16 protein-coding genes are annotated in these 14176 nt (G+C 73.3%); 11 read left to right on the top strand and 5 right to left on the bottom strand.

Going from position 1 to position 14176, the window contains the following annotated elements:
* The first annotated feature begins 10 nt into the window (after window positions 1–10).
* Entirely contained in the window at window positions 11–169 is a 159-nt protein-coding gene (locus ACIQNU_RS38215) for a hypothetical protein (RefSeq protein WP_401375577.1), read from the top strand.
* Window positions 162–518, top strand: a complete 357-nt coding sequence (locus ACIQNU_RS38210) for a hypothetical protein (RefSeq protein WP_401375575.1) — start codon at window positions 162–164, stop codon at window positions 516–518. Before ACIQNU_RS38215 ends, ACIQNU_RS38210 begins: the two co-directional genes overlap by 8 nt.
* Window positions 519–538: 20 nt before the next feature.
* Here the strand turns inward: ACIQNU_RS38210 and ACIQNU_RS38205 are convergent, their stop codons facing one another.
* Together ACIQNU_RS38205 and ACIQNU_RS38200 are read right to left on the bottom strand one after the other, a co-directional pair.
* Window positions 539–1171, bottom strand: a complete 633-nt coding sequence (locus tag ACIQNU_RS38205; RefSeq protein ID WP_401375574.1) for a response regulator — start codon at window positions 1169–1171, stop codon at window positions 539–541.
* Entirely contained in the window at window positions 1168–2526 is a 1359-nt protein-coding gene (locus ACIQNU_RS38200) for a sensor histidine kinase (RefSeq protein WP_401375572.1), read from the bottom strand. Before ACIQNU_RS38200 ends, ACIQNU_RS38205 begins: the two co-directional genes overlap by 4 nt.
* A gap of 134 nt (window positions 2527–2660) precedes the next feature.
* On the opposite strand from ACIQNU_RS38200, the gene ACIQNU_RS38195 reads away from it, so the two are divergent.
* Together ACIQNU_RS38195 and ACIQNU_RS38190 are read left to right on the top strand one after the other, a co-directional pair.
* On the top strand, window positions 2661–3776 hold the full coding sequence (locus ACIQNU_RS38195) for an ABC transporter permease (RefSeq protein ID WP_401375570.1): 1116 nt from the start codon (window positions 2661–2663) through the stop codon (window positions 3774–3776).
* A complete protein-coding gene (locus ACIQNU_RS38190; RefSeq protein WP_401375569.1) occupies window positions 3773–4501 on the top strand; it encodes an ABC transporter ATP-binding protein in 729 nt (242 codons plus the stop codon). The genes ACIQNU_RS38195 and ACIQNU_RS38190 overlap by 4 nt, the downstream gene beginning before the upstream one ends.
* A 91-nt stretch (window positions 4502–4592) precedes the next feature.
* On the opposite strand, the gene ACIQNU_RS38185 is transcribed toward ACIQNU_RS38190, so the two are convergent.
* On the bottom strand, window positions 4593–5399 hold the full coding sequence (locus ACIQNU_RS38185; RefSeq protein WP_401375567.1) for an IclR family transcriptional regulator: 807 nt from the start codon (window positions 5397–5399) through the stop codon (window positions 4593–4595).
* Between the two features lie 250 nt (window positions 5400–5649).
* Between ACIQNU_RS38185 and allB the strand changes: the two genes are divergently transcribed.
* Complete coding sequence (gene allB, locus ACIQNU_RS38180) at window positions 5650–6987, top strand: allantoinase AllB (protein WP_401375564.1); 1338 nt, start codon at window positions 5650–5652, stop codon at window positions 6985–6987.
* A gap of 67 nt (window positions 6988–7054) precedes the next feature.
* Complete coding sequence (alc, locus tag ACIQNU_RS38175; protein ID WP_401375724.1) at window positions 7055–8218, top strand: allantoicase; 1164 nt, start codon at window positions 7055–7057, stop codon at window positions 8216–8218.
* A 24-nt stretch (window positions 8219–8242) separates the two neighbouring features.
* Here the strand turns inward: alc and ACIQNU_RS38170 are convergent, their stop codons facing one another.
* Window positions 8243–8974: an SDR family oxidoreductase gene (locus ACIQNU_RS38170; protein ID WP_401375561.1), complete on the bottom strand. Its 732-nt coding sequence runs from the start codon at window positions 8972–8974 to the stop codon at window positions 8243–8245.
* A 265-nt stretch (window positions 8975–9239) separates the two neighbouring features.
* Here ACIQNU_RS38170 and ACIQNU_RS38165 point away from each other — a divergent pair, with 265 nt between their 5' ends.
* Window positions 9240–9851 (top strand): dihydrofolate reductase family protein, encoded by a 612-nt coding sequence (locus tag ACIQNU_RS38165; RefSeq protein WP_401375558.1) that lies wholly within the window; start codon window positions 9240–9242, stop codon window positions 9849–9851.
* Window positions 9852–9989: 138 nt separating this feature from the next.
* Window positions 9990–10433: a ribonuclease domain-containing protein gene (locus ACIQNU_RS38160; protein ID WP_401375556.1), complete on the top strand. Its 444-nt coding sequence runs from the start codon at window positions 9990–9992 to the stop codon at window positions 10431–10433.
* A 44-nt stretch (window positions 10434–10477) separates the two neighbouring features.
* On the opposite strand, the gene ACIQNU_RS38155 is transcribed toward ACIQNU_RS38160, so the two are convergent.
* Window positions 10478–10690: a hypothetical protein gene (locus ACIQNU_RS38155; protein WP_401375553.1), complete on the bottom strand. Its 213-nt coding sequence runs from the start codon at window positions 10688–10690 to the stop codon at window positions 10478–10480.
* A gap of 178 nt (window positions 10691–10868) precedes the next feature.
* On the opposite strand from ACIQNU_RS38155, the gene ACIQNU_RS38150 reads away from it, so the two are divergent.
* The 3 genes from ACIQNU_RS38150 to ACIQNU_RS38140 all read left to right on the top strand — a co-directional run bounded on the left by ACIQNU_RS38150 (window position 10869) and on the right by ACIQNU_RS38140 (window position 14132).
* A complete protein-coding gene (locus ACIQNU_RS38150) occupies window positions 10869–12125 on the top strand; it encodes a histidine kinase (protein ID WP_401375550.1) in 1257 nt (418 codons plus the stop codon).
* Window positions 12122–12859 carry a response regulator gene (locus ACIQNU_RS38145; RefSeq protein ID WP_401375548.1) on the top strand — a complete coding sequence of 246 codons (738 nt, stop codon included), beginning with the start codon at window positions 12122–12124 and terminating at the stop codon, window positions 12857–12859. The genes ACIQNU_RS38150 and ACIQNU_RS38145 overlap by 4 nt, the downstream gene beginning before the upstream one ends.
* An 88-nt stretch (window positions 12860–12947) precedes the next feature.
* Complete coding sequence (locus ACIQNU_RS38140) at window positions 12948–14132, top strand: cytochrome P450 (protein WP_401375721.1); 1185 nt, start codon at window positions 12948–12950, stop codon at window positions 14130–14132.
* Window positions 14133–14176 lie beyond the last annotated feature (44 nt).

Below are 14176 nucleotides of genomic sequence, written 5' to 3'. Positions count from 1 at the left end.
GAGGTACGCCATGGTCCGCCACGACGCGTCGGTCACCGACGGGATCACGGACCGCACCGAGCGGGAGTGGCAGCGCATCGCCGAGGACCGCATGCCCGGGGTCCCGCTGCGCGACCCGGTCCGCCGGATGTACGCGCGGGCGCTCGCGTGGGGACGGGGGCATGGGTGACTCGCGTGGGGACGGGGCACTCGCGTGGGGACGGGGCGCGGATGAACCGGCCGCCGGGGGACGCGCCGCGCGTGGTCGTCGGGGTGTGCGGTTGCTCGCCGTCCTCGCCTGGGAACCGCCCGAGGGCGAGGCCCTGTTCGCCCGCAACCCCGACAGCTCCGGGGCCGGGGTGGCGGCGGTACGGGGGTGGGGCGGTGCCCGATGGGGTGGGCGGGTGCGTCGGCAGGTGTCGCGGCACGCGGTCTGCCCGGTCCTGACGGTGCCGGTCGCACCCGTACCGCGGGGACTGCGGCGGCGGTTGCGGCGCGCGGAGCCGGAGGACTTCGCGGGGGCGCTGTCCCGGGGGTGAACCCTTTTCCGGCGGGGCGGTCAGGTGCCGCGTCGGATCAGCCCGCGCGCGGTCGCCGCCGCCACCGCCGACGTACGCGAGTCGACGCCCAACTTGGCGTAGATGTGCACCAGATGGGACTTCACCGTCGCCTGGCTCAGGAACAGTTCCTTGCTGATCTGCTGGTTCGACAGACCGTCCTTGACCAGCCGCAGCACCTCAAGCTCCCGGCGGCTGAGCGCCTCGCCGGGCGCGCGCATCCGGTGCATCAGCCGGTCCGCCACGGCGGGCGCCAGGGCCGAGCGGCCCGACGCTGCCGTACGGACGGCCGCCGCCAGCTCCTCCGGCGGGGCGTCCTTCAGCAGATATCCGGCCGCGCCCGCCTCGACGGCCGCGAGGATGTCGGCGTCCGTGTCGTACGTCGTGAGCACCAGGACCCGGGGCGCCCCCGGCACCGAGGTGATGGCCGCCGTCGCGTCGGAGCCGTGCATGCCGGAACCGAACTGGAGGTCCATCAGGACCACGTCGACCCCGCCCGCCCCGGCCAGCTCGACGGCACGCTCGGCCGTCGCCGCCTCCGCCACGATCACGAAGTCCGCCTCGGCGTCGAGTACGGCCCGCAACCCGGCCCGCACGACCGGGTGATCGTCCGCGAGCAGGAGCCTTACGGTCATGCGGACCCCCGTACCGGCATCGGCTCGGCGGCGTCGCCCGCGAGTGTCGGGAGCGGCAGGGTCACCGCCACCGCCGTGCCCTGTCCCGGCGCCGATTCGACGGTGAACGTCCCGCCGAGCGACGCGACGCGCGAGCGCATGGCGGGCAGCCCGAACCCTCCGTCGCGCCGCGCGTCGGCCGGGCCCCGCGGATTCCCGCCGACCGTTCCGGACCCCGTTCCGGTCCCTGTTCCAGACCCCGTTCCGGCCCCGGTGTCGAAGCCCACCCCGTCATCCACCACGTCCAGCGCCACCGCCGTGTCCATGAAGCTGAGGGTGATGTCCACGCGTCGCGCCCGCGCGTGCCGCACGGTGTTTCCGAGCGCCGACTGGGCGATCCGCAGCAGCGCCACCTCGTAGGGCGTCGGCAGCTCCACCGGGGTGCCGCTCACCGAGCACTGCGCCTTGACGTCCGCGGCCGTGCCCGCACCCGGGACCGAGCCCGGCGCCGTCGCGCACAGCCGCTCCAGGGCCGCCGCGAGGGTGCCGTGCGCCAGGTCCGGCGGCGCGAGGGCCCGGACGAAACGGCGCGCCTCCGCGAGGTTGTCCTGCGCCGCCGCCCGCGCCTGCTCGATGAGCGGGGCGGCCGGGGCGTCGGCGGGCAGGGTGCGGCCCGCCGCCCGCAACAGCAGTTGGATGCTCGACAGGCCCTGCGCGAGCGTGTCGTGGATCTCCCGGGCCAGCCGCTCCCGCTCCGCGAGGGTGCCCGCCGTGCGTTCGGCCGCAGCCAACTCCGCGCGCGTGGCGATCAGTTCACCGATGAGGGCGCGCCGCCGCTCGCTCTCGCCGTAGAGCGCCTGATAGCCGAGGACGGTCGCGGTGGCGACGGCCGCGCCGAGCAGCGGACCGATGACGGCGCCCGCCGTGAACGGCTCGCCGTGCCGGACGAACGACACGATGGCCGCGCCCGCCGTGACGGCCACCGCCGGAAGCCCCCACCGAGCGGGCAGCAGATGCAGCTCCAGGAAGTACAGCGGGAACGCCAGCCACAGCCCGTCCGGCGTGAGCACGAGCAGCACCAGCCACGACGCGCCGAGCGCCCCGAGCCACAGGGCGGCGGGGCCCTGCCGGTCGCGTACGGCGGGCAGCAGCGGTCCGGCGGCGTACACGGCCGCCACGAGGGCCGTCGCCGCGAGGACCGCCGCCGTACTACCGGACGCGCCACCGCCGGCACCGCCGAGACCGCCGGAACCGTCGCCTCCGGAGCCGTCGGCGGTGAGCGCGCGCACGACGACGAGGGCCAGCAGACCGGCCATCAGCAGGTGCAGGCAGACGCGCAGCGCGCGCAGGGCGGGGGACAGGGGATCAGGACGCATACCTCCACCAGCGTAGGCAGACGTTCCGCGCGCGGGGTCAACCGAAAGGTGGAATGCGGCTTCCCCCCTTCGATCCGGGTGAAGCGTGCCGTGGCGCGATGCCTGGCCGCGCACCGGCGGCGCAAGGTGGGGGCATGTTCGTCGCCTGGAGAGATCTGAGGTTCGCCAAGGGGCGGTTCGCCCTGATGGGAGCCGTCGTCGTGCTGATCACCCTGCTCGTCGGTCTGCTGTCGGGGCTGACCGCCGGGCTCGCCAGGGAGAACACCTCGGCGATCACCGGCCTGCCCGCCGACCGCCTCGCCTTCGCGGCCCCGCCGGACGGCCGGTCCGTGTCCTTCACCGACTCGACCGTGCCCGAGCGCGCCTGGCTGACCTGGGCACGCCAGCCCGGCGTCACCTCCGCCGAACCCCTCGGCATCCGTACCCTGAACGCGGGCGCCGGGGACCGTACGGCGGCGGTGTCCGCGTTCGGCGTGGGACCGGACAGCGGTCTCGCGCCCGCCGGGGTCGGCGCCGGGCGGGTCGTGCTCTCCGGGAAGGCGGCCGACGCGCTCGGCGCCGGGGCGGGCGACACGGTCCGGCTCGGCGGGGTGGAGGTGACTGTCGCGGCGGTCCGGGGCGACGCCTCGTACAGCCACACGCCCGTCGTGTGGACGGCGCTCGCCGACTGGCAGGGGCTCGGGCACGGCGGTGGCGGTACGGCGGCGGGCTCGGGTTCCGGATCGGGCTCGGGTGCGGGGGCCACGGTGATCGCCCTGCGGACGGACGGGGTGTCCGGGGCGGACCTCGCGGCGGGCGACCGCGCGGCCGGTACGCGCACCCTGACCCGCGACGACGCGCTCACCGCGATCGGCTCCTACCGGGCCGAGAACGGCTCCCTCCAACTGATGCGCGGATTCCTGTTCGTCATCTCCGCGCTGGTCATAGGGGCCTTCTTCACGGTCTGGACGATCCAGCGCGCGCCCGACATCGCCGTACTGAAGGCGCTCGGCGCCGGAACCCCGTATCTGCTGCGGGACGCGCTCGGGCAGGCGGTCGTGATACTCGCCGCCGGGACCGGTCTCGGCACGGTGCTCGCCGTCGGGATCGGCGGGCTCGTCAGCGGCGGCGACGTGCCGTTCGTCCTGGACGCGCCGACCGTCCTGGTGCCCGCCGCCGTCCTGATCGCCCTGGGCGCGTTCGGCGCCGCCCTGTCCGTCCGGCGGATCACCGCCGTCGACCCGCTGACCGCGCTGGGGAGCGCCCGATGAACACGACCACCGCAGCCTCGTACGCCACCGCCGCCGAACCGTCCGCGCCGCTGGTCCTGGACGGCGTCACGCTCACCTACCCGGACGGCGACGGGCGCCTGACCGCCCTGGACCGGGTATCGCTCGGCGTGCCGGCGGGCACCGTCACGGCGGTCGTCGGCCCGTCGGGCTCCGGCAAGTCCAGCCTCCTCGCGGTCGCCGCGACACTCGTCCCACCGGACCGGGGGCGGGTCCTCGTCGGCGGTACGGAGACGGGCGCGCTCAGCCGCGCCGAGCGGGCCCTGCTGCGGCGCCGCGAGATCGGCATCGTCTTCCAGCAGCCGAATCTGCTGCCGTCCCTCACGGCGGCCGAGCAACTGGAGGTCATGGCCCACCTCGACGGCCGCAGGGCGCGTACGGTACGGGGCCGGGTGCGGGAGCTGCTGGCGGGCGTCGGGCTCGCCGATCTCGCCCACCGCAGACCGCATCAGCTCTCCGGAGGCCAGCGGCAGCGCGTGAACATCGCGCGGGCGCTGATGAACGAGCCGTCCGTGCTCCTCGTGGACGAACCCACGAGCGCCCTCGACCACGAGCGGGGCGCCGCCGTCCTCGACCTGCTGGTCCGGCTGGTCCGCGAGCGCGGCACGGCGACGGTCCTCGTCACCCACGACCGCGCGCACCTCGCGGCGGCGGACGCGGTCCTGGAGATGGCGGACGGACGACTGGCGACGGCTACGCGCGCGTAGATGACGACGAGCGTCACGGATGGGGGCGTCACGCGCGCGGGGATGATGTCCGGCCCCCGGCCACCCGATGTCCCGCGCGCGTGGCCCGTGTTCAGCTCGCCGGGCCCGAGCTGGCCAGCGCCTCGGACAGCTCCACGGCGACCTGCTGGAGCACTGGGACGATCTTCTCCGTCGCGGCGTCGGTGACCCGGCCCGCTGGCCCGGAGATGGAGATCGCTGCGGCCGTGGGGGAGTGGGGCACGGAGACCGCGAGGCAGCGGACGCCGATCTCCTGCTCGTTGTCGTCGACGGCGTACCCCTGGCGGCGCACGTCCTCCAGGGCGTCCAGGAAGCCGTCGGGCGTGGTGATCGTCTTCTCTGTCGCGGCGGGCATCCCCGTACGGGCGAGCAGCGCGCGTACCTCGTCGGCGGGCGTGTCGGCGAGGAGCGCCTTGCCGACGCCCGTGGAGTGCGGCAGTACCCGGCGGCCGACCTCGGTGAACATCCGCATGGAGTGCTTCGACGGCACCTGTGCCACGTACACGATCTCGTCGCCGTCGAGGAGCGCCATGTTCGCGGTCTCGCCGGTCTCCTCGACCAGCCGGGCGAGGTAGGGGCGGGCCCAGGTGCCGAGCAGCCGGGACGCGGACTCGCCGAGACGGATCAGGCGCGGGCCCAGGGCGTACCGCCGGTTGGGCTGCTGGCGGACATAGCCGCAGGCGACCAGCGTGCGCATCAGACGGTGGATGGTGGGCAGCGGGAGGCCGCTGCTCGCGGACAGCTCGCTCAGCCCGACCTCGCCCCCGGCGTCCGCCATCCGCTCAAGGAGGTCGAAGGCGCGCTCAAGGGACTGGACACCGCCGCCGGAAGCGGCGGGCTTGGCGGTGTCGGTGGTGCGTGCGCTGGACGACGTCGGCACGGCGCGTTCCTTTCGGGGCGGGCGGGCAAGGCAGCAGCCTACCCGGCGACTGTCCGCGCGGTCCCGTGTCAGTTCTGATCTGCGGAATATTACTTCCACTGTACGGAAGTGTCCAGCCGGGCGGAGAAGCGGGCGCGGGGTGGGTGAGTGACCCTTGACGGCGTGAGGTCACGGGTGACACGTTCTTCAACAGAACGTTGAATTTCTCGGACGGGAAACGGCGGGTGGGAAACGGATGAGAGGGGTCCGGGTGTCCGACGTCCAACTGGTGCTGCGCTCGACGCGCGTCATCACCCCCGAGGGGACACGGGCCGCTTCGGTCGCCGTCTCCGGCGGCACGATCACGGCCGTCCTCGCGCACGACGCCCCCGTACCGGAGGGCGCCCGCCTTGAGGACGTCGGCGACGACGTCGTCCTGTCAGGGCTGGTCGACACCCACGTCCATGTGAACGACCCCGGCCGCACCCATTGGGAGGGCTTCTGGACCGCCACGCGCGCGGCGGCAGCCGGCGGCATCACCACCCTCGTCGACATGCCCCTGAACTCGCTGCCGCCGACGACGACGGTGCCGCATCTCCGGGTCAAACAGGACGTGGCGCGCGCCAAGGCGCACATCGACGTCGGCTTCTGGGGCGGGGCCCTGCCCGACAACGTCAAGGATCTGCGCCCGCTGCACGACGCGGGCGTCTTCGGCTTCAAGTGCTTCCTGTCGCCGTCCGGCGTCGAGGAGTTCCCCGCACTCGACCGGGACCAGCTCGCCCGCTCGCTCGCCGAGATCGCCGGCTTCGGCGGACTGCTCGTGGTGCACGCCGAGGACCCGCGCGAGCTGGCCGCCGCGCCGCAACTGACGGGACCCCGGTACGCGGACTATCTGGCGACGCGCCCGCCGGTCTCCGAGGACACCGCCATCGAGGCCCTGATCGCCGCCGCCCGCCGGTTCGACGCCCGCGTCCACATCCTGCATCTGTCGTCGGCGAGTGCCCTGCCGCTGATCGCCGCCGCCAAGCGCGAGGGTGTGCGGCTCACCGTCGAGACCTGCCCGCACTACCTCACCCTCAGCGCCGAGGAAGTCCCGGACGGCGCCAGCGAGTTCAAATGCTGTCCGCCCATCCGTGACGCCGCCAACCAGGATCTGCTGTGGGCCGCGCTCGCCGACGGCACCATCGACTGCGTGGTCACCGACCACTCGCCCTCCACCGCCGACCTCAAGACCCCGGACTTCGCGACCGCCTGGGGCGGTGTGTCCGGGCTCCAGACCAGCCTCCCCGCCGTGTGGACCGAGGCCCGCGGGCGCGGCCACACCCTGGAGGACGTCGTCCGCTGGATGTCCACCGCGCCCGCCGCGCTCACCGGCCTGACCCGCAAGGGCGCCGTCGAGCCGGGCCGCGACGCCGACTTCGCCGTGCTCGCCCCCGACGCGACCTTCACCGTCGACCCCGCGGCGCTCCAGCACCGCAACCGCATCACCGCGTACGCCGGGAAGACCCTGCACGGTGTCGTCACGTCGACCTGGCTGCGCGGCGAGCGCATCCAGCACGACGGCGTCATCGGCGCACCGACCGGCCGCCTGATCGAAAGGAATCACTGACACCGTGAGCGACCTTTTCGCCTCCCTCTTCTCGTCCGCCAAGCCCGCTTCCGCACAGTCGTCCCCCGTGCCGTCCTTCACCGGTGACGCCGACCCGTACGGTGGCGGCGACCCGTACGCCGACTACCGGACGGCCGACTTCCCCTTCACCGCGTACGCCAATCTCGCCGACCGGCAGCTCGGCGCCGGGGTCATCGCCGCCAACGACGAGTTCTTCGCGCAGCGCGAGAACATCCTGGTCGCCGGGCGGCCCGTGTTCGATCCCGAGCACTTCGGGCACAAGGGCAAGGTCATGGACGGCTGGGAGACCCGGCGGCGGCGCGGTGTGTCCGCCGCGCACCCGTGGCCGGCCGACGACGACCACGACTGGGCCCTGATCCGGCTCGGCGCCCCCGGAGTGATCCGCGGCCTCGTCATCGACACCGCCCACTTCCGCGGCAACTATCCGCAGGCCGTCTCGGTCGAGGCGGTCTCGGTGCCGGGCTCCCCGTCACCGGCCGACCTCCTGTCCGGCGATGTGCGGTGGACGACTCTCGTCGAGCGCACGCCGGTCGGCGGACACGCGGCCAACGGCTTCGCGGTCGACGTGGCGCAGCGCTTCACGCATGTACGGATCACGCAGCACCCCGACGGCGGCATCGCGCGCGTGCGGGTGCACGGCGAGGTCGTCCCCGACCCCGGCTGGCTCGGCGCGCTCGGCACCTTCGACGTGGTCGCGCTGGAGAACGGCGGCCAGGTGGAGGGCGCATCGGACCTCTTCTACTCGCCCGCCACCCACTCCATCCAGCCGGGCCGCTCCCGCAAGATGGACGACGGCTGGGAGACCCGGCGCCGCCGCGACCACGGCAACGACTGGATCCGCTACCGGCTCGTCGCCGAGTCCGAGATCCGCGCGATCGAGATCGACACCGCGTATCTGAAGGGCAACGCGGCGGGCTGGGCGTCGATCTCGATCCGCACGGACGAAGCGGGTGCCGGTGCGGATTCCGGCGTGGGCAAGGGCGGTGCGGGTGAAGGCGGTGCCGGGGAGAAGTGGACCGATGTGTTGCCCCGCACCCGCCTCCAGCCCGACACCAACCACCGCTTCGTCCTCGACACCCCCGCCGTCGGCACCCACGCGCGCGTGGACATCTATCCCGACGGCGGCATCTCCCGCCTGCGCCTCTTCGGCTCCCTGACGGAGCGCGGCACCGCCCACCTCACGACCCGCCACCGCGAACTCGGCGGCTGACGCTTCGGAGGCTGGACGGGGGCCCTACGCCGCGTGCCCGCCGTCCACGGCCAGTTCCGCGCCCGTGATGTACGCGGCACGGTCGCCCGCGAGATACGCGACCAGGGACGCCACCTCGTCGGGTGAGCCGAAGCGGCCCAGGGCCGTCAGCGCGCTCTGGGCGTCCGCGTAGGGGCCGTCCGCCGGGTTCATACGGGTGTCCACGGGCCCCGGATGCACGATGTTCGCGGTGATGCCGCGCTCGCCCAGCTCCCGGGCGAGCGCCTTGGTCAGGCCGATCAGCGCCGACTTGCTCATCGCGTAGAGCGTGCCGCCGGGGCCCGGCACCCGCTGGGTCATACAGCTGCCGACCGTCACGATGCGGCCACCGCGCTCCATCCGCCCGGCCGCCGCCTGCGAGGCCAGGAACACCCCGCGGACGTTCACCGCGAGCACCCGGTCGACATCGGCGAGCGCCAGTTGGTCCAGCGGGCCGAGCACGCCCACGCCGACATTGTTGACGAGCACGTCGAGCCGCCCGAACTCCTCCGCCGTACGCTCCACCGCCTCGGCCGCCTGCCCCGCGTCCGCCGAGTCGGCGCGCAGCGCGAGACCGCGCCTGCCCAGCGCCTTCACCTCACGGACGACGTCCTGGGCGGCCTCCTCGCCCGCGACGTAGGTGAGGGCGACATCGGCGCCGTCCCGCGCCAGCCGGAGTGCGGTCGCGGCCCCTATCCCGCGGCTGCCGCCGGTCACCAGGGCCACCTTGCCGTTCATGGAACCTCCTGTGTCGTATCCGTACGCCACCGTCGTTCACCTGCGGTGTCGTGCGTTCCATGCAAGCAGCGGGTGGGACGGGGGACCGGCGGTGAACGGACACTGTGTTCCATGCGTGCGCAGCGCGTGCGCCCGCGCGCGGCGCGATGAGTTCCGGGCGCGCCAGGGGTCAGAGTTGATGACAGGAACCCGTACAGGGATCCATACAGCGATCCATACAGCGATCCGTACACGGACCCGTACCCCACGGAAGCAGGCACCCCTCATGGCTCAGCTCTCCCTCACCACCTTCCTCACGCTCGACGGCGTCATGCAGGGGCCGGGCGGCCCGGAGGAGGACACCAGCGGAGGCTTCGACTTCGGCGGCTGGTCGGTGCCGTACGGGGACGAGGACTTCGGCCGGTTCATGGCGGAGGTCTTCGACCGGTCGGGCGCCTTCCTGCTCGGCCGCCGTACGTACGAAATCTTCGCGGGCTACTGGCCCCTGGTGACCGACCCCGCGAACCCGATCGCGTCCCGGCTCAACTCGCTGCCGAAATACGTCGCGTCGAACACGCTCGACACGGTCGACTGGGCGGGCACGACCATCATCGGCGGTGACGTCGCCAAGGAGGTCGCCGCGATCAAGGAGCGCACCGACGGTGAACTCCAGGTGCACGGCAGCGGCGTCCTCGCCCAGTACTTGATGGCGCATGACCTGGTCGACACGGTCCATCTGCTGACGTTCCCCGTGGTGCTCGGCAAGGGGCTCCGGCTCTTCGCGGACGGTGCGCCGCCCACCGCGTTCCGGCACGTCGCGGCCCGTACCACCAGTACCGGCGTGGCGATCCAGACGTACGACCTCGCGGGCCGGCCCTCCTACGGCAGCTACGTATAGGCGCGCGTGCACGCACGCGTGGGCACGCGTAGGCACTGCGCGTACGCACGCGCGCGTGCCCGGCGGCGGGTTAACTTCGGGAAAATTCGGCCGACTTGACATTGACACGTCATGCTCTACGCGCGTCATCCTAGGGGCATGCGAATCCCCCCACGGTTCCTCGCCGCCACCGCCGTCGCCGCCACGCTCCTCGTCGGCGGTCCCACGGCCGTCGCCGCCGAAGCCGCCCCGGCCCCCGCCCGCACTGTGTCCTCGTCGTCCTCGGCGTCCGCGTCGTCCACGCTCTCCGTGGCCGCCGTCGGCAGCATCTGCTACTCCGCGCTCCCGTCCGAGGCGTACACGACGCTCAACCTGATCGCCAGGGGCGGCCCCTACCCGTACCCGCAGGACGGAGGGGTCTTCCAGAACCGCGAAGGCGTCCTGCCCCAGCAGTCCACCGGCTACTACCACGAGTACACCGTCAAGACCCCGGGCTCCTCCACCCGCGGCGCCCGCCGCATCGTCACCGGCAAGGCCGTGGACGAGGACTACTACACCGCCGACCACTACGTGACGTTCAAGCTGGTCAAGTACTCCTGCTGACCCCTCGGTGACCGCTCCCGGGCCGGCCGGCCCCTCGGCACGGCTCAGCCATTGGTGCGTTTGAGGCTGTCCGCGACGGCGAAGAGGGCGAACGCGAGTACCAGCAGCGTCACGCTCGCGTAGATCTCGTACCCGTCGAAGAAGGCGATCCGCTGTACGAGCCCCCAGCCGCGCAGCCAGCCGCTCACCGCGTGCACCAGGCCCGCCACTCCCTGGATCAGCGCGAACACACCAAGAATCTCCAGCAACTGCTTCATACGGTGATCCTCGCCCCGTGGCCATCGCTGCCCCATCGGCCGCGGGGCGAGGCCGTCGCCACGGAAGTAGCCTCCCCGCGCGCGGGGACGCGCCGAAAGTATCCGGCTCCCCGACTTTGGTCGCCGCCGCCGTCCACCGGTCACGGCGTACCGCTTTCCTTGCGTAGATTTGTCGACCATGAGTGGCAATGAGCCGACGGCGCCCCCGCAGCCGGCGCCGGCGTACCGCTATCGGTGGCTGCTGCCGTCGGCCGTCGCCGCCGAGCTGGAACCGGACCGGGTGAAGGGCCGCAGGCCGCGCCGCACGGTCCGGGACTGGATCGTCGACTTCCTCTGCTTCCTCGTCGCCGTGTTCATCGGGATGGTCGCCGCCGAGGCCGTGTCGAAGGACCCGAACACCCCGCGGGTCCTGGCCGACCTGGACCAGGCCGTCGGCGCGCTGGCCTGCGGCGCCGTATGGCTGCGCAGGCGCTGGCCGGTCGGCCTGGCCGTGGCGATGCTGCCGATCGGTTTCCTCTCCACCGCCTCGGGCGGCGCGGGCATGATCGCCCTCTTCACGCTCGCCGTGCACCGGCCCTTCCGCTACGTGGCCTGGGTCGGCGGCGCCACCCTCGCCCTGATGCCCGTCTTCTTCTGGTGGCGGCCCGACCCCGATCTGCCGTACAGCGGCGCCGTCGGCCTCACCGTGCTGCTCGGCCTCACGGTGATCGGCTGGGGCATGTTCGTCCGCTCCCACCGCCAGCTCCTGGTGTCGCTGCGGGACCGTGCCCGGCGCGCCGAGACGGAGGCCGCCCTGCGCGCGGAACAGGCCCAGCGCCTCGCGCGCGAGGCCATCGCGCGCGAGATGCACGACGTCCTCGCGCACCGGCTGACCCTCCTCAGCGTCCACGCGGGCGCCCTGGAGTTCCGGCCCGACGCGCCTCAGGAGGAGATCGGCCGCGCGGCCGGCGTCATCCGTGAGAGCGCCCACGAGGCCCTGCAGGACCTGCGCGAGATCATCGGGGTCCTGCGCGCCCCCGAGAGCGACGAGTCGGGCCGCCCGCAGCCCACCCTTGCCGCACTGGACGCCCTGGTCGCCGAGTCCCGGGAGGCGGGTGCGAAGGTCCACCTCGACAACCAGGTCACCGACCCCGCCGGCGTCCCCGCATCCGTCGGCCGCACCGCCTACCGCATCACCCAGGAGGGCCTGACCAACGCCCGCAAGCACGCGCCGGGCGCCGAGGTCGGCGTCCAGGTCACCGGCGGCCCCGGCCACGGCCTCACCGTCTCCGTACGCAACCCCGCGCCGCCCGGCGACGTCCCGGCCGTCCCCGGCTCGGGACAGGGCCTCATCGGGCTCACCGAACGGGCCACCCTCGCCGGTGGCCGGATCGAGCACGGACCCGAGGGGGACGGCGGCTTCCAGGTCCGCGCCTGGCTACCGTGGCCCTCATGACTGCGATCAAGGTGCTCCTCGTCGACGACGACCCACTGGTCCGCGCCGGGCTCCGGTTCATGCTCGGCGGCGCCGACGACATCGAGATCGTCGGCGAGGCGGGCGACGGCTCCGAGGTCGAGGCCCTGGTCGACCGCCACCACCCCGATGTCGTCCTCATGGACATCCGGATGCCCACCGTCGACGGCCTCGCCGCCACGGAGACGCTGCGCCGCCGCGAGGGCGCCCCCGAGGTCGTCGTGCTGACCACGTTCCACGCCGACGAGCAGGTGCTGCGCGCCCTGCGCGCGGGCGCCGCCGGATTCGTCCTCAAGGACACCGCGCCCGCCGAGATCGTCGACGCGGTCCGCCGGGTCGCCGCCGGCACGCCCGTCCTCTCGCCGACCGTCACCCGGCAGCTGATCACGCAGGTCGCGGGCGGTGACCCCCAGCAGGACCGCAGGGAACGCGCCCGCGCGCGCCTGGACTCCCTCGCCGAGCGCGAACGCGAGGTCGCCGTCGCCGTCGGGCGCGGCCACTCCAACGCCGAGATCGCCGGCGAGCTGTACATGAGCGTCGCCACCGTCAAGACCCACGTCTCCCGCATCCTCGCCAAGCTCGGTCTCAACAACCGGGTGCAGATCGCCCTGCTGACGCACGACGCGGAACTGCTGCCCGAGGCGGCGGAGGCGGCGGAGGCGCCCGAGAACGGGTCCGGGACCGGGAGAGGGTCCGGGTCCGACGCCGGGGCGTAGCCGAACCGGCCGTTCCGGTACGGGCGTTGTCAGAGCGGCGGGTTAGATTCGAGAAGTGGCGTACGTGGGGAAGCAGACGGGGGAGCACATGACGGAGACGATCGATCTCGGCGCGTACGGCACGGCGTTCACCGACGATCCGCACGCGCTCTACGCCGAGTTGCGCGCCCGCGGCCCGGTCCACCACGTCCGGCTGCCCCCACCGCTCGCCCACCAGACGGCCTGGCTGGTCGTGGGGTACGAGGAGGCGCGTACCGCACTCGCCGACCCCCGGCTCGCCAAGGACGACAGCAAGATCGGCGGACGCACTCTCGACGCGGATCTCATCGGCCCGTATCTACTGGTCGCCGACCCACCACGGCACACCCGGCTGCGGCAGCTCGTCGTCCGCGAGTTCACGCCCCGCCGCGTGACGGAACTGCTGCCGAGGATCCGTCAGATCACGGACGACCTGCTCGACGCGATGGTGCCCCGGGGGCGGGCCGACCTGATCGAGTCCCTGGCGTTCCCGCTGCCGATCACCGTCATCGCCGAACTCCTCGGCGTGCCGACCATGGACCGCGAGGCGTTCCGCCGGATGTCCAACGAAATCGTGGCCCCGACCAGCGGCGACGCGGAGTACGAGGCCGTCACCACCCTCGTCACCTATCTGGACGACCTCATCGAGGACAAGCGGTGCAGCGGCCCCGCCGACGGCCTGCTGTCCGCCCTGATCCGCACCAGGGCCGAGGACGGCGACCGGCTCTCCGCGCGCGAACTGCGCGCGATGGCCTTCCTGCTGCTTGTCGCGGGCCACGAGACCACGGTCAACCTCATCGCCAACGGCGTGCACGCACTCCTCACGCACCCGGACCAACTCGCCGCGCTGCGCGCCGACATGACCCTCCTCGACAACGCCGTCGAGGAAATGCTGCGCTACGAAGGCCCGGTGGAGAACGCCACGTACCGCTTCGCCGCCGAACCCCTCGACATCGGCGGCACGCCCATACCCGTCGGGCACTCGGTCCTGATCGGCCTCACCGCCGCCGACCGCGACCCGGACCGCTTCACGGGACCGGCGCGGTTCGACATCCGCAGGGCGGCGCAGGGCCACCTCGCCTTCGGCCACGGCATCCACTACTGCCTTGGCGCCCCACTCGCCCGCGCCGAGGGCCGCATAGCCGTCCGCGCACTGCTCGACCGCTGCCCCGATCTCGCCCTCGACGGACCGCCCGGCCCGTGGGTGCCGGGGCTGCTGATGCGCGGGATGCGACGCTTGCCGGTGCGCTGGTAGAACCGGCCTGCCCGGACTGCCGGGCGTGTCACCTCTGGAGGAGC

The sequence above is a fragment of the Streptomyces sp. NPDC091292 genome (assembly GCF_044757265.1).
GTDB lineage: Bacteria > Actinomycetota > Actinomycetes > Streptomycetales > Streptomycetaceae > Streptomyces.
This window is presented reverse-complemented; position numbering and strand designations above follow the sequence as displayed.

Coding starts and splice junctions, on each gene's coding strand:
- ACIQNU_RS38195 (WP_401375570.1), top strand. CDS start 2,661: ATGTTCGTCGCCTGGAGAGATCTGAGGTTCGCCAAGGGGCGGTTCGCC.
- ACIQNU_RS38210 (WP_401375575.1), top strand. CDS start 162: ATGGGTGACTCGCGTGGGGACGGGGCACTCGCGTGGGGACGGGGCGCG.
- ACIQNU_RS38205 (WP_401375574.1), bottom strand. CDS start 1,171: ATGACCGTAAGGCTCCTGCTCGCGGACGATCACCCGGTCGTGCGGGCC.
- ACIQNU_RS38150 (WP_401375550.1), top strand. CDS start 10,869: ATGAGTGGCAATGAGCCGACGGCGCCCCCGCAGCCGGCGCCGGCGTAC.
- ACIQNU_RS38215 (WP_401375577.1), top strand. CDS start 11: ATGGTCCGCCACGACGCGTCGGTCACCGACGGGATCACGGACCGCACC.
- ACIQNU_RS38155 (WP_401375553.1), bottom strand. CDS start 10,690: ATGAAGCAGTTGCTGGAGATTCTTGGTGTGTTCGCGCTGATCCAGGGA.
- ACIQNU_RS38165 (WP_401375558.1), top strand. CDS start 9,240: ATGGCTCAGCTCTCCCTCACCACCTTCCTCACGCTCGACGGCGTCATG.
- ACIQNU_RS38200 (WP_401375572.1), bottom strand. CDS start 2,526: ATGCGTCCTGATCCCCTGTCCCCCGCCCTGCGCGCGCTGCGCGTCTGC.
- ACIQNU_RS38170 (WP_401375561.1), bottom strand. CDS start 8,974: ATGAACGGCAAGGTGGCCCTGGTGACCGGCGGCAGCCGCGGGATAGGG.
- ACIQNU_RS38190 (WP_401375569.1), top strand. CDS start 3,773: ATGAACACGACCACCGCAGCCTCGTACGCCACCGCCGCCGAACCGTCC.
- ACIQNU_RS38160 (WP_401375556.1), top strand. CDS start 9,990: ATGCGAATCCCCCCACGGTTCCTCGCCGCCACCGCCGTCGCCGCCACG.
- ACIQNU_RS38145 (WP_401375548.1), top strand. CDS start 12,122: ATGACTGCGATCAAGGTGCTCCTCGTCGACGACGACCCACTGGTCCGC.
- ACIQNU_RS38140 (WP_401375721.1), top strand. CDS start 12,948: ATGACGGAGACGATCGATCTCGGCGCGTACGGCACGGCGTTCACCGAC.